General features: G+C 60.7%; 12 protein-coding genes. 8 read left to right on the forward strand and 4 right to left on the reverse strand.

The annotated features are described in order from the left end of the window. Positions 1-188: 188 nt before the first annotated feature. Positions 189-743, forward strand: coding sequence for a GNAT family N-acetyltransferase (locus C9383_RS26175; RefSeq protein WP_090365907.1), 555 nt, complete (start codon positions 189-191; stop codon positions 741-743). Beyond that, positions 740-2,314 carry an alkaline phosphatase D family protein gene (locus C9383_RS26180; protein WP_090365906.1) on the forward strand — a complete coding sequence of 525 codons (1,575 nt, stop codon included), beginning with the start codon at positions 740-742 and terminating at the stop codon, positions 2,312-2,314. The genes C9383_RS26175 and C9383_RS26180 overlap by 4 nt, the downstream gene beginning before the upstream one ends. Here C9383_RS26180 and C9383_RS26185 read toward each other — a convergent pair. Beyond that, positions 2,311-2,937, reverse strand: coding sequence for an alanyl-tRNA editing protein (locus C9383_RS26185; RefSeq protein WP_090365904.1), 627 nt, complete (start codon positions 2,935-2,937; stop codon positions 2,311-2,313). The genes C9383_RS26180 and C9383_RS26185 overlap by 4 nt on opposite strands. Before the next feature lie 89 nt (positions 2,938-3,026). Between C9383_RS26185 and C9383_RS26190 the strand changes: the two genes are divergently transcribed. After that, complete coding sequence (locus tag C9383_RS26190; protein ID WP_090365903.1) at positions 3,027-3,959, forward strand: LysR family transcriptional regulator; 933 nt, start codon at positions 3,027-3,029, stop codon at positions 3,957-3,959. A gap of 274 nt (positions 3,960-4,233) precedes the next feature. Here the strand turns inward: C9383_RS26190 and C9383_RS26195 are convergent, their stop codons facing one another. Together C9383_RS26195 and C9383_RS26200 are read right to left on the reverse strand one after the other, a co-directional pair. After that, on the reverse strand, positions 4,234-4,641 hold the full coding sequence (locus C9383_RS26195; RefSeq protein WP_060756949.1) for a PA2817 family protein: 408 nt from the start codon (positions 4,639-4,641) through the stop codon (positions 4,234-4,236). Positions 4,642-4,716: 75 nt separating this feature from the next. Beyond that, positions 4,717-7,164, reverse strand: a complete 2,448-nt coding sequence (locus C9383_RS26200; protein WP_090365901.1) for an acyl-CoA dehydrogenase — start codon at positions 7,162-7,164, stop codon at positions 4,717-4,719. Positions 7,165-7,354: 190 nt separating this feature from the next. On the opposite strand from C9383_RS26200, the gene C9383_RS26205 reads away from it, so the two are divergent. The 4 genes from C9383_RS26205 to C9383_RS26220 all read left to right on the forward strand — a co-directional run bounded on the left by C9383_RS26205 (position 7,355) and on the right by C9383_RS26220 (position 10,529). Next, positions 7,355-8,014: a transglutaminase-like domain-containing protein gene (locus C9383_RS26205; RefSeq protein WP_090365899.1), complete on the forward strand. Its 660-nt coding sequence runs from the start codon at positions 7,355-7,357 to the stop codon at positions 8,012-8,014. Positions 8,015-8,070: 56 nt separating this feature from the next. After that, positions 8,071-8,688: a glutathione S-transferase family protein gene (locus C9383_RS26210; RefSeq protein WP_090365898.1), complete on the forward strand. Its 618-nt coding sequence runs from the start codon at positions 8,071-8,073 to the stop codon at positions 8,686-8,688. A gap of 132 nt (positions 8,689-8,820) precedes the next feature. After that, positions 8,821-9,753 carry an ABC transporter ATP-binding protein gene (locus tag C9383_RS26215; protein ID WP_090365896.1) on the forward strand — a complete coding sequence of 311 codons (933 nt, stop codon included), beginning with the start codon at positions 8,821-8,823 and terminating at the stop codon, positions 9,751-9,753. After that, positions 9,750-10,529 (forward strand): ABC transporter permease, encoded by a 780-nt coding sequence (locus tag C9383_RS26220; RefSeq protein ID WP_060756954.1) that lies wholly within the window; start codon positions 9,750-9,752, stop codon positions 10,527-10,529. The genes C9383_RS26215 and C9383_RS26220 overlap by 4 nt, the downstream gene beginning before the upstream one ends. Before the next feature lie 128 nt (positions 10,530-10,657). On the opposite strand, the gene C9383_RS26225 is transcribed toward C9383_RS26220, so the two are convergent. After that, positions 10,658-11,203, reverse strand: a complete 546-nt coding sequence (locus tag C9383_RS26225) for a TetR/AcrR family transcriptional regulator (protein ID WP_060756955.1) — start codon at positions 11,201-11,203, stop codon at positions 10,658-10,660. Between the two features lie 91 nt (positions 11,204-11,294). On the opposite strand from C9383_RS26225, the gene C9383_RS26230 reads away from it, so the two are divergent. Beyond that, positions 11,295-12,482 carry an MFS transporter gene (locus C9383_RS26230; RefSeq protein WP_090365894.1) on the forward strand — a complete coding sequence of 396 codons (1,188 nt, stop codon included), beginning with the start codon at positions 11,295-11,297 and terminating at the stop codon, positions 12,480-12,482. Positions 12,483-12,515 lie beyond the last annotated feature (33 nt).

Raw genomic sequence — 12,515 nt, forward strand, 5'->3', positions numbered from 1 at the left:
CCGTTACCCCGTTATTGAATTAGGGGCGACACGCTAACAGTCAAAAATGACCGAACGGTTAACAAAAATTTACGGTTTGAAGGCTCTAGGACGAGTCTTTCAGAAGATTTACCTTGCAGTTTTGTGACGTAATGAAATTGACACGAAGGCCGTACACTCTTGTGCATTTATTTCGCGAGCCGCCCCGTATGTCGACTGAACTGCCTCATTTGTCCACGCCGCGTTTACTCCTGCGGGCACTGGAGCCGGACCAGGCCGAGATACTCTCCACGCTCGCCAACGGGCCGAAAATCGCGGATAACACCGCCAATATTCCAGTGCCTTACACGTTGGAAACTGCGCAGCTTTTTATTGCCGGGAGCGCAGAAAAATATCGTGCCGGCGAGTTGCTGAGCCTGGGCATGCATGTCCAGGCAACCGGCGAATTGATCGGTATCGTCAGCCTGCGTATCAACTCTCGACATCACTATGGACACCTCGGCGGATGGGTGGCGGCGCACTGTCGCAATCAGGGTTATGCCGCGGAAGCGGCGAGTGCAGTGACCGACTTCGGCTTCGTCGAACTGGGGTTGCAACGGGTGGGCAGCCAGTGCTTTGGTCGCAACCAGGAGTCGGCGCGGGTCATGGAGAAAATCGGACTGCGCTATGAGGGCTGCCTGCGTCAGGCGTTTCTCAAAAATGGCGTGTATGAGGACTTGCTCGGGTTTGCCACCGTGCGTGACGACTGGGAGCGCCGGTTGTGAGCGGCGCAGTGGACCATGGCCGCCGCCGGGTACTCTCCGGGCTGGCGGTGGCGACGGCATTTTCGATCCTCAGCCCCTTTGCGCGCAGTGCCGGGGTGGACTACCCGTTTACCCTGGGCGTGGCATCGGGTGACCCGTTGCCGGATGGTTTTGTGATCTGGACGCGCCTGGCGCCCGTGTTCAATGCCGTGGATGGACGCGGTGGGTTGAGCCGCGCCGTGCCGGTGCGTTGGCGGGTGGCCAGTGATGCGGCGATGAAGCGCATCGTCAAGCAGGGCGAGGTGATGGCGACCGAACGGTTTGCCCACTCAGTGCATGTCGAGGTCGCGGGGCTGGAAGCGGGCAGGCCGTATTGGTACCAGTTCGAAGGGCTTGGGGCACAGAGCCCGGTAGGGCGGGTGAATACGGCGCCGCCCTTGCAGGCTATGGCTGCGGCACGGGTGGGGTTTGTGTCTTGCTCGCATTGGGAGCGCGGGTATTTCAGCGCCTACCGCCACCTCGCGGCCGAGCAACCGGACCTGGTGTTTTTTCTCGGCGACTACATCTACGACAGTTCCTACGCGCCGGACTCGGGCAAGATCATTCGCCCCCACGGCAGTGGCAACGCAGTAAGCCTGAGCGATTACCGCAACCGCTATGCGCTGTACAAAACCGACCCGGACCTACAGGCCTTGCACGCCGCCGCGCCCAGCGTGGCGACCTGGGATGACCACGAGGTACAAAACGACTACGCCAATCGCTGGTCCCAGGACCCGAAAATACCGGTGGGGCAATTCCTGCAGCAACGGGCGGCGGCCTACCAAGCCTTTTACGAGCATATGCCACTGCGCGCCGGCAGCGTGCCCAGAGGTCCGGATATGCGCATCTATCGGCGTCTGGACTACGGCCGGCTGGCGCGCTTCCATGTACTGGATGGGCGCCAGTACCGCTCGGAACAGCCCTGCATTCTCGCCAACGGCAGTCACCAGGGGCATGTCGCCGACAATACGTGCACGGACTTGCGCGCACCCAATCGCACGATGCTCGGTTGGGAGCAGGAAGCCTGGCTGGACCGAGGGTTCGCCGAGTCGCGGGCGCAGTGGAACGTCATCGCCCAGGACCTGCTGGTGGCACCGCTGACTCAGCGCGACCTGACCAACCACAAGCCCGGACGCTGGACCGATGGGTGGGACGGCTATATGGCCAACCGCGAGCGCATGTTGGCGTCGATTCAACGCCGACGGGTGAAAAACCCGGTGTTCTGGGGCGGCGATATCCACTCGTTCTGGACCACGGATCTGCACGCTGACGCCAGTGACCCGGACTCGCCCGTTGTCGCCACCGAATTCGTCGGCACGTCAGTGACGTCCGACGGCCCACCGTTCGATGCCTTTACGCAGATCCTGCCGCTCAATCCCCATGTGAAGTTCTTTGACAGCCGTCAACGTGGCTACGTATCGGTGGCGCTGGAAGAGCAGAAGATGGTGACGAACTTCCGGGTGATCAGCGACCCGCGCGACCCCAGCGCCACGGTCTCGACCCTTAAGTCGTTTGTGGTGGAGCCGGGGCGAGCGGGGGCGATTGCGCTTTAATCCAGGCTGTAGCGTACCGACAGCGCGCCTTTCTTTTCCGACAGGGCCAGGATCGTTACCTGGCCCAGTTCGCTCAGCGATTGCACATGTGTGCCGCCACAGGCATACGGCGGCAACTCGCCGAACCCGACTTCCCGCGTGCCGTCTTCCAGCGTCGTGTGACGGGCATAGTCAGCGGCGATCCATTGCTCGATCTGCCGCTGAATCAACTCGGGATCCATGGCTTGCGCTGTCTCCCCGCGGATAAAGGTGATTTTGCCTTCACCCGGCCAGTGATGCGCCTTGATCGGCATCCAGCCCAGGCTTTCCCCGGCATTACCGATCAGATGCCCGGCGGAATGCAGGCGCGTGTGCAGGGCACGGCGTTGTTCGTCGACCCTTGCGGTGACGGTTCCGAGCGCGACGGGTTTATCGACATAGTGAGCGAGGCGGTCGGCTTCCTGGATAACACGCAGTACGGCGCTCTCACCGAGCCAACCGGTGTCGTGCGGCTGGCCGCCGCCCTGGGGATGAAAAATCGTCGATTGCAAGGTGACTGCAAACTGATCTTCGTGCGGTGTACAGGCGAGCACTTCAAGTTCGGCTGTCAGATGGTCGTGAGTAAAGAATAGGCGCTCGGTCATGGGTTACATCCGCATCAGGGTTCTGTGAGCAGTATAAATAGTGCTCGGATAGGTGATAATCCGTTCAAATATCAATGGACCTGTGCGTTATGAGCATCAATCTTCCTTTGCCGTTGCTGGGCGAAATGGCGATTTTCGTCAAGGTGGTCGAAACCGGCAGCTTCTCTGAGGCTGCGCGGCAACTGAGTGTTTCACCCTCGGCGGTGAGCCGCAGCATCTCGCGCCTGGAGCAAGCCCTGGCCACTAGGCTTCTGCAACGCACCACGCGCAAGTTGCGCTTGAGCGAGGGGGGTGAAGAGGTTTTCAAGCGCTGCCGGGAGATGGTCAGCGCGGCGCGTTCGGTGATGGAAATCAGCGGCCAATTCACTCATGAGGCCGAGGGCCTGGTGCGGGTCAGCGTGCCCAAGGCGGTGGGGCGGTTTGTGGTGCACCCACATATGCCGGAGTTTTTGCGGCGCTACCCCAAGGTGGATGTGCAGTTGATCCTCGAAGATCGGCATGTCGACCTGATCGATGACAACGTCGACCTGAGCATCCGCATTACCGACAGCCCGCCGCCGGGCCTGGTGGGGCGGCAGTTGTTGCCCATTGAGCATTTATTGTGCGCTACGCCGCACTATCTGGCTGAGCAGGGGACGCCGTTGCACCCCCATGATTTGCTGGAACACAGTTGCATTTACCTGGGTGAAACCCCGGGGGATTCCCGTTGGAAATTCCGCCAGGGCAGCAAGGCTGTGACCGTCGGCGTGCGTGGGCGCTACGCGGCGAACCATACCGGGGTGCGTCTGGACGCCGTGTTGCAGCATGTGGGGATTGGCAGCTTGCCGTACTTCACTGCGCGGCATGCGTTGGAGGCGGGGCGCTTGGTGCAGGTGTTGCCGGAGTGGGATTTTATTGCGTCCTACCACGGCGAGGCGTGGTTGCTGCATTCGCCGACGCGCTATCTGCCGCCGAAGTTGCGGGTGTTCATCGATTATCTGGTGGAGTGCATGGCGACGGAGCCGACATTGCGCCGACGGTAGGAACAGGGTCCGAAATGTGGGAGCGGGCAAGCCCTAATGCCAGTCAGTCAAATGGTGGATGTAGAACACATCATCCGTAGTGAGCGGGCTTGCCCCGCGCTGGGTGGCGCAGCCGCCCCCAACCCGGGCGCCTCGGTCCTTCTGAAATACCGTGGCGTCTTTGTTGGGGCGGCTTTGCCACCCAGCGCGGGGCAAGCCCGCTCACTACAAAGTTTGGTCGTGGCAGGTTTTCTTAACTGACTGGCATTAGGGCAAGCCCGCTCCCACCTGAAGATCAGTGCTTGCTCTGGTCCTGAGGCATGGAAAGCAGCTGCTTTTCCTGGTTCCAGTCGAACGGTTCGTCGTTCTGTTCGGCCTCATAGCGACGCTCTTCCAGTGCCTGGTACATGTCCAGTTCTTCGTCGGGCATGAAGTGCAGGCAATCGCCGCCGAAGAACCACAGCAGGTCGCGTGGCACCAGATGGGCAATTTGCGGGTAGCGCAGGATGACCTGACTCATCAGGTCCTGCCCCAGGTACTGGCTTTCGATGGGGTCGACCGGCAGCAGGGCGCGCAGTTCGTCGAAACGCTCCAGGAACAGCGCATGGCTTTCCTCAGGCACCTGTTCGGCTTCGCCGACGGCAACCAGGATGCTGCGCAGGTGGTCGAGCAAGACGAGATGATCGGCAACGGCGTTGGACACGAGATAAGTCCTCTAAAGCAAAAACGGGCGCGAGAGTATATAGCTCAAGCGCCCGTAATTATATGACTGCCCGACTCAGCGGACTTTACCCTCAGCCTGGGCCAGTTCTTCCTTGCTGAAATCGTCCACGTCGATCACCTTGCGTCGCGCGGCTTCAGCCTCACGCAGCGTCTGCGCTTCGGCGGCCTGCAGGACGCCTGCGTTCAGCGCGGCATCGATGACATGCTCGCCCGCAGCGGGTTTGACCTGGCCGCTTTTGAGCGCGGTGTGCAGTTTTTTCTGCAAGGGCTGTCCGGCACCGAGCAGGTCGTAGGCGTGTTGCAGTGCGCCCACCGGATCCTCCGCCGATTGTGGGCGGTAGCAGCCGGCCAGCAACTCCTCCAGGGTAGGGTCGCCCTTGGCCCGGCCGATCACCGCGGCCACTTCGGCATCCAGCGCATCGGACGGTCCGGTATGGCGACGCCCGAACGGGAACACGATCACCCGCAACAGGCAACCGAGCACTTTGTTCGGGAAGTTGCTCAACAGTTCATCCAGTGCGCGCTCCGACTGGCCGAGGCTTTCTTCCATGGCCCAGGCGAACAGCGGTTCCAGGTGATCCGGCGAATCGAGGTCGTGATAACGCTTGAGCGCGGCCGATGCCAGGTACATATGGCTCAGCACATCGCCCAGGCGTGCCGACAAGCGTTCACGACGTTTCAACTCGCCGCCGAGCAGCATCATGCTCAAGTCGGCGAGCAGGGCGAACGCGGCGGCCTGGCGGTTCAAGGCGCGGAAGTAACCCTGGCTCAAGCGGTTGCCCGGGGCTTTCTCGAAATGCCCTACACCTAGGTTCAGTACCAGCGTGCTGGCGGCGTTGCTCACGGCAAAACCGATGTGCTGCAGCAGCAGGCCATCGAACTCCTTGAGAGCCTGGTCATGGTCTTCGCGACCGGCCAGGGCCATTTCCTTGAGCACGAACGGATGGCAGCGAATGGCGCCCTGGCCGAAGATCATCAGGTTGCGCGACAGGATATTCGCGCCTTCCACGGTGATGAAGATCGGCGCGCCCTGCCAGTTACGGCCCAGGTAGTTGTTCGGGCCCATGATGATGCCCTTGCCGCCGTGCACGTCCATGGCGTGGCTGATGCACTCGCGACCGCGTTCGGTGAGGTGGTACTTGAGGATCGCCGACAGCACCGAAGGTTTTTCCCCCAGGTCCACGGCGTTGGCGGTGAGCATGCGTGCGCTGTCCATCAGCCACGCATTGCCGCCGATACGCGCCAGGGCTTCCTGGATACCTTCGAAGGCCGACAGCGGCACGTTGAACTGTTCACGTACCTGAGCGTACTGGCCGGTCACCAGGCTGGTGAACTTGGCGGCGCCGGTGCCCACGGCAGGCAGCGAGATCGAACGGCCAACCGACAGGCAGTTCATCAGCATCATCCAGCCTTTGCCGAGCATTTCCTGGCCGCCGATGAGGTATTCCAGGGGAATGAACACATCCTTGCCGGAATTGGGGCCGTTCATGAACGCGGCACCCAGAGGCAGGTGACGGCGGCCGATTTCGACGCCGGGGGTGTCGGTGGGGATCAGCGCAAGGCTGATGCCCAGGTCTTCTTCTTCGCCCAGCAGATGATCCGGGTCATACGCCTTGAAGGCCAGGCCGAGCAGCGTCGCTACCGGGCCAAGGGTGATGTAGCGTTTTTCCCAGTTCAGGCGCAGGCCGAGGGTTTCCTTGCCTTCCCATTCTCCCTTGCAGATCACACCGGTGTCGGGCATGGCGCCGGCGTCGGAGCCGGCCAGCGGGCCGGTCAGGGCGAAGCAGGGGATGTCATCGCCACGGGCCAGGCGTGGTAGATAGTGGTTGCGCTGTTCGTCGGTGCCGTAATGCAGCAGCAGTTCAGCCGGGCCGAGGGAGTTGGGCACCATCACCGTCGAGGCCAGGTCGCCGCTGCGCGTGGCCAGCTTCATCGCCACCTGGGAATGGGCATAGGCGGAGAAACCCTTGCCGCCGTACTCCTTGGGAATGATCAGCGCAAAGAAACCGTGGGTCTTGATGTGCTCCCAGGCGGCGGGCGGCAAGTCCATGGCCTGGCCGATTTCCCAGTCGCTGACCATGGCGCAGAGTTCTTCGGTGGGGCCGTCGATAAACGCTTGTTCTTCTTCGGTCAGTTGGGCCTTGGGGTAGGCCAGCAACTTGTCCCAGTCGGGGCGGCCGCTGAACAGTTCGCCATCCCACCACACGGTGCCGGCGTCAATGGCGTCGCGCTCGGTCTCGGACATCGGTGGCAGGACTTTCTGGAACCAGTTGAACAGTGGCTTGGTGAAGTATTGACGACGCAGGTCGGGTAGCAGCAGGGGGGCGGCGACTGCCGCGATCAATACCCAGAAGATCAGCAACAGCCAGCCCGGCGCGTGGCTCCAGGCGCCCATCGCCAGCAGGTAGACGGCGACCACGCCCAGGGCGGGCAGGGGCGCGGTGCGGCGGTGTGCCAGGTAGGCAATGCCGAGCACTAGAACCAGTATCCACAACAACAGCATATTCAATCCTCCGTGAAACCAGGGGCGAAACCACCTTGGAGCTTAGTCGGCATCCGAAAAAGCGCGGTGATCAGGGTGTAACGAGTTGTATTGGGAGCACCATCACCAGGCGCCGACATTTGGCCGAATCGTCGTTATCTCCAGGGCAGACCTGTCGTTAAACTTCAGGCATGTCTCGGAGATAACGCTTATGGATACGTACCTGCGTCCCAGCCGCTTCATCGATAGTGACCACCCTGCGGTGGTGGAGTTCGCCGAAAAACATCGGGGTCCGAGCGCAGATCCGCGTGACCAGGCAGTCAGTCTTTACTACGCCGTGCGTGAGGCTATTCGCTACAACCCTTACACCTTCAGCCGCGATCCCGGCAGCCTGAAAGCCAGCTTCGCGCTGGCCGCCGGCGAGAGCTACTGCGTGCCCAAGGCTACCCTGCTCGCTGCGTGTGCTCGCCATTGCGGTATCCCGGCGCGCATCGGCCTGGCGGATGTGCGTAATCATCTGTCGACTCCCCGCCTGATCGCGCTGCTCAAGAGTGATGTATTCGCCATGCATGGCTACACCGAGTTGTTCCTGCGGGGCCGCTGGGTCAAGGCCACGCCGGCGTTCAACCAGCAACTGTGCGAGTTGTTCGATGTACCGCCACTGGAATTCGATGGCATTCACGACAGCATCTTCCACGCATTCAACCGTCAGGGCCGACGCTCGATGGAATATGTGCTGGAGCACGGGCAGTTTCCGGACGTGCCCGAAGCGTTTTTTTTCGCCCACATTCAGCAGTGTTATCCCCACCTGTTTACCGAGGACGCGCCAACCTTGCTGGGCGACATGCACAGCGATTCAAGCCGCGCGTGAACCGGCGTATGCTGCTGCATTCATCAAGCCATGTTCATCAACGATAAGGCGCGGTCATGCTGAAGATCTGGGGTCGTAAAAATTCATCAAACGTCAGGAAAGCACTGTGGTGCGCCGAGGAACTCGGCCTGGACTATGAGGCAATTGATGCGGGCGGGGCTTTTGGCGTGGTCGACACGCCGCAATATCGGGCAATGAATCCCAATGGCCGGGTACCGGTGATCGAAGACGGTGATTTTGTGCTGTGGGAATCCAACACCATCGTGCGTTACCTGTGCGCCAAGCATGCGTCGGCGTTTTACCCGAGCGACCTGCAAGCCCGCGCCAACGCCGAAAAGTGGATGGACTGGACCACCTCGACCCTCGCCGAGCCGTTCAAGGCGGTGTTCTGGGGCATCTTGCGTACCCCGGCGGAAAAACAGAACTGGGACAGCATCAACGCTGGGCGCCAGGCCTGTATCGATGCTTTGGCTACCGTGGACAAAGCCCTGGCCGAGCAGCCTTATCTGTCCGGCAACGCATTCGGCATGGGTGATATCCCCCTGGGCTGCTTTATTTACGCCTGGTTCGAAATGCCTATCGAGCGTCCTGCAATGCCGCATCTGGAGGCTTGGTACCAGCGCCTGCAGCAACGCCCGGCGTACCGCAAAGCCGTGATGACTGCGTTGACTTAATACCTACTATTAATACGGGTGACTGTACTTGTGCGACGTGGGCACGCACCATGCCCGTGCATCGCAGGTTGAACTACCTGCGGTGCGCCCTCATCTATCTTGTCTATTCCCTTCTTTGGTGCGTAATCCGATATGAGTTCCGCTCTGTCCATCCGGCAGCTAACCAAAACCTACGGCAACGGTTTCCAGGCCTTGAGTGGTATCGATCTGGACGTCGCCGAAGGTGACTTTTTCGCCTTGCTCGGCCCCAACGGCGCCGGCAAGTCCACGACCATCGGCATCCTTTCGACCCTGGTCAACAAGACCAGCGGCAGCGTGAATATCTTTGGTCATGACCTGGACAAATCCCCTGCGGCGCTCAAGCGTGCCATCGGCGTGGTGCCCCAGGAGTTCAATTTCAACCAGTTCGAAAAGACCTTCGACATCGTCGTGACCCAGGCCGGCTACTACGGCATCCCGGCGAAAGTCGCCAAGGAGCGCGCCGAGCAGTACCTCACCCAACTGGGCTTGTGGGACAAACGTGACGTGCCGTCCCGCTCGCTGTCCGGGGGTATGAAACGTCGCCTGATGATCGCCCGTGCGCTGGTCCATCAACCGCGCCTGCTGATCCTCGATGAACCCACCGCGGGCGTGGACATCGAACTGCGTCGCTCGATGTGGACCTTCCTGACCGAGCTGAACGAGAAGGGCATTACCATCATCCTCACCACCCATTACCTGGAAGAGGCTGAGCAACTGTGCCGCAACATCGGCATCATCGACCACGGCACCATCGTCGAGAACACCAGCATGCGTAACCTGCTGGGCCAGTTGCATGTGGAAACCTTCCTGCTGGACCTGAAAAACAATCTGTCGGCGCCGCCGCAGTTGCTCGGTTACCCAAGCCGGCTGGTCGATGGCCACACCCTGGAAGTGCAGGTGGACAAGGCCATGGGCATCACTGCGCTGTTCACCCAGTTGGCGACTCAGAACATCGAAGTGCTGAGCCTGCGTAACAAAACCAATCGCCTTGAGGAGTTGTTCGTGTCCCTGGTGGAGAAAAATCTGGCGAAGGTGGCGGTATGAGTTCCGAACTGCAACCCAACCTCGTTGCCCTGCAAACCATCGTCTACCGCGAAGTGAAGCGCTTTACCCGGATCTGGCCGCAAACCCTGCTGCCGCCGGCGATCACCATGGTCCTGTACTTCGTGATCTTCGGTAACCTGATCGGTCGCCAGATCGGTGACATGGGCGGTTTTACCTACATGGAGTACATCGTGCCCGGGCTGATCATGATGTCGGTGATCACCAACTCCTACGGCAACGTGGTCTCCAGCTTCTTCGGCAGCAAGTTCCAGCGCTCCATCGAAGAACTGATGGTATCGCCGGTGTCGCCCCACACCATCCTGATCGGCTACACCCTGGGCGGCGTGCTGCGTGGCTTGATGGTCGGCGTGATCGTGACCTTGCTGTCGTTGTTCTTCACCCATCTGCAAGTGCATCACCTGGGCGTCACCCTGTTGGTGGTGGTGCTGACGGCGACGATCTTCTCGCTGCTGGGGTTTATCAACGCGGTCTTTGCACGCAACTTCGATGATATTTCAATCATCCCGACCTTCGTGCTGACGCCGCTGACTTACCTGGGCGGTGTGTTCTACTCCATTACCCTGCTGCCGCCGTTCTGGCAGACCGTGTCGCTGGCCAACCCGGTACTGCACATGGTCAACGCCTTTCGCTACGGCATCCTGGGGGTATCGGATATCAAGATCAGCGTGGCGATCACCTTTATGCTGATCGCTACCGTGGTGTTGTACATCGGTTGCGCGAGGCTGCTGGTGAGCGGGCGTGGTATGCGTACGTAAGGTCGAACGCTGTAAAAATGTGGGAGGGGGCTTGCTCCCGATGGCGGTGTGTCAGTCAATCAATAAGGTGACTGGTCCACCGCCATCGGGAGCAAGCCCCCTCCCACATTTGGTTTGGTATATGAGCTTCAGGCTTTGAGCGCCAAGTCGATCAGCTCATGCAGCTCTTCAACCGGCAGTGGCGTGCTGGAAAACAGGCTGCGATACACCGTTGGCGCGGCAATCAGGTTCAGCAACCTGTCCAGTGTGGGTAACGGACCGACGGTGTCCTGATACCGATCAAGAATAATCTGCAACTGGCCCATCAGAATGTGGGTGCAATAGTCCCTTGGGCGACTGCACTGCACGTCGCGCATCATATTGCGCCCCAGCTCCGAGCTCATTTCATCCAGGTATTGTTCGCCCCAGGCGCGCAGGTCGCCGCGCAGGCTACCGGTGTTGGCAGGTTCGCCGTCCGGGCGCAGGCGCTCCAGTGCCACATCGGCGAGCAGGGCGGACAGGTCGCCCCAACGGCGGTAAATGGTGGACGGCGTGACGCCTGCCCGTGCCGCAATCATCGGCACGGTAACGCTGGAGCGCTCATGGGCTTCCAGCAATTCACGGGCAGCGCTGTGCACTGATTCTTGGACCCGGGCACTACGGCCTCCCGGGCGAAGGCCTTCTTTTATCGCCATGGCTAAAACCTTAACACAAAGAATTTGCTTTAAGCGCTTTCTGGTAGCACACTTCGAAAAAGCAAATTATTAGCTTTAGCGGAGCGTGCCCATGTCCAGTCCTACTTCCCATCGTTCCCGCCTGGCGTTCCTGGTGGTGACGGTGCTGACCTTTCTCGCCGCGTCCAGCGCGCCAACGCCGCTGTATCAGGTGTATCAAGACCATCTGCATTTCTCGGCGGCTGTGTTGACGATGATCTTTGGCGTGTATGCCGTGAGCCTGTTGGCAGCCTTGCTGACCGTCGGCTCGCTATCGGATTACCTGGGACGCAAGCCGGTCATTTTTGCGGCATTGATCCTGAATATGCTGGCGATGCTGCTGTTTATCAACGCTGATAGCACCGCGTACCTGATTGCCGCCCGGGCGGTGCAAGGTTTCGCCACCGGCATGGCGACGGCGGTGCTGGGTGCAACCTTGCTCGATACTGACCGTGTCCGCGGCCCGATGCTCAACAGCCTTGCGCCGATGCTGGGGATGGCCAGTGGCGGTTTAGGCAGCGGCCTGTTGGTGGAGTTTGCGCCACGGCCGACCCAATTGATTTATTTCGCGATGCTCGGGCTGATGACCCTGCAAGCGCTGTATGTGTGGCGCTTGCCGGAGACAGTCAGCCGCATACCGGGGGCCTTGAAGTCGCTGGCGCCGACGCTGCATGTCCCCGAACAAGCGCGCCGTGCCCTGTGGCTGGCGATGCCGCTGAATGTGGCGGTATGGGCACTGGGAGGGTTCTTTTCTTCGCTGGTGCCTTCGCTGGTGCGGGCTGCTACCGGGTCGACCTCGCACCTGATTGGGGGTGGGTTGGTGGCGGTGGTGACGCTCAGTGGTGCGGTGATGATCTACAGCCTGCGCAATCGCCCGGCCGATAAAATCATGCGCCTGTCGGCTGTATTGCTGGCGACCGGGGTGGCGCTGTTGTTGGTGGCGGTGCAGAGCGCCAGTCTGTGGCTGTTCTTTGTGGCCAGTGTGATCGCCGGCTTGGGTTTTGGCGGCGGCTTCACGGGCAGTGTGCGCAGTATCGTCGGTTTGGCGTTGCCTCATGAGCGGGCAGGGCTGATGTCGGCCTTCTATATGTTGAGCTATCTGGCGTTCTGCTTGCCGGCGTTGCTGGCCGGTAACCTGAGCCGGGAGTTTGGCTTGATCGCCACCACCGATGGCTACGGTGCCGTGCTCATCCTTTTGGCCCTGGGTGCACTGGCCGGCTTGCTGTTGCAGGAAACGGCGCGGGCCAAGGCTGCGGTATAGTCAGTGTCATATATAGGTAAAGTAGATAACAGA

It is taken from the genome of Pseudomonas palleroniana (assembly GCF_003031675.1).
GTDB classification, from domain to species: Bacteria; Pseudomonadota; Gammaproteobacteria; order Pseudomonadales; family Pseudomonadaceae; genus Aquipseudomonas; species Aquipseudomonas palleroniana.

Excerpts from the sequence above, each read along its gene's own strand:
- C9383_RS26175 (WP_090365907.1), top strand. The coding sequence starts at position 189 with ATGTCGACTGAACTGCCTCATTTGTCCACGCCGCGTTTACTCCTGCGG.
- C9383_RS26185 (WP_090365904.1), bottom strand. The coding sequence starts at position 2,937 with ATGACCGAGCGCCTATTCTTTACTCACGACCATCTGACAGCCGAACTT.
- C9383_RS26190 (WP_090365903.1), top strand. The coding sequence starts at position 3,027 with ATGAGCATCAATCTTCCTTTGCCGTTGCTGGGCGAAATGGCGATTTTC.
- C9383_RS26200 (WP_090365901.1), bottom strand. The coding sequence starts at position 7,164 with ATGCTGTTGTTGTGGATACTGGTTCTAGTGCTCGGCATTGCCTACCTG.
- C9383_RS26205 (WP_090365899.1), top strand. The coding sequence starts at position 7,355 with ATGGATACGTACCTGCGTCCCAGCCGCTTCATCGATAGTGACCACCCT.
- C9383_RS26210 (WP_090365898.1), top strand. The coding sequence starts at position 8,071 with ATGCTGAAGATCTGGGGTCGTAAAAATTCATCAAACGTCAGGAAAGCA.
- C9383_RS26215 (WP_090365896.1), top strand. The coding sequence starts at position 8,821 with ATGAGTTCCGCTCTGTCCATCCGGCAGCTAACCAAAACCTACGGCAAC.
- C9383_RS26220 (WP_060756954.1), top strand. The coding sequence starts at position 9,750 with ATGAGTTCCGAACTGCAACCCAACCTCGTTGCCCTGCAAACCATCGTC.
- C9383_RS26225 (WP_060756955.1), bottom strand. The coding sequence starts at position 11,203 with ATGGCGATAAAAGAAGGCCTTCGCCCGGGAGGCCGTAGTGCCCGGGTC.
- C9383_RS26230 (WP_090365894.1), top strand. The coding sequence starts at position 11,295 with ATGTCCAGTCCTACTTCCCATCGTTCCCGCCTGGCGTTCCTGGTGGTG.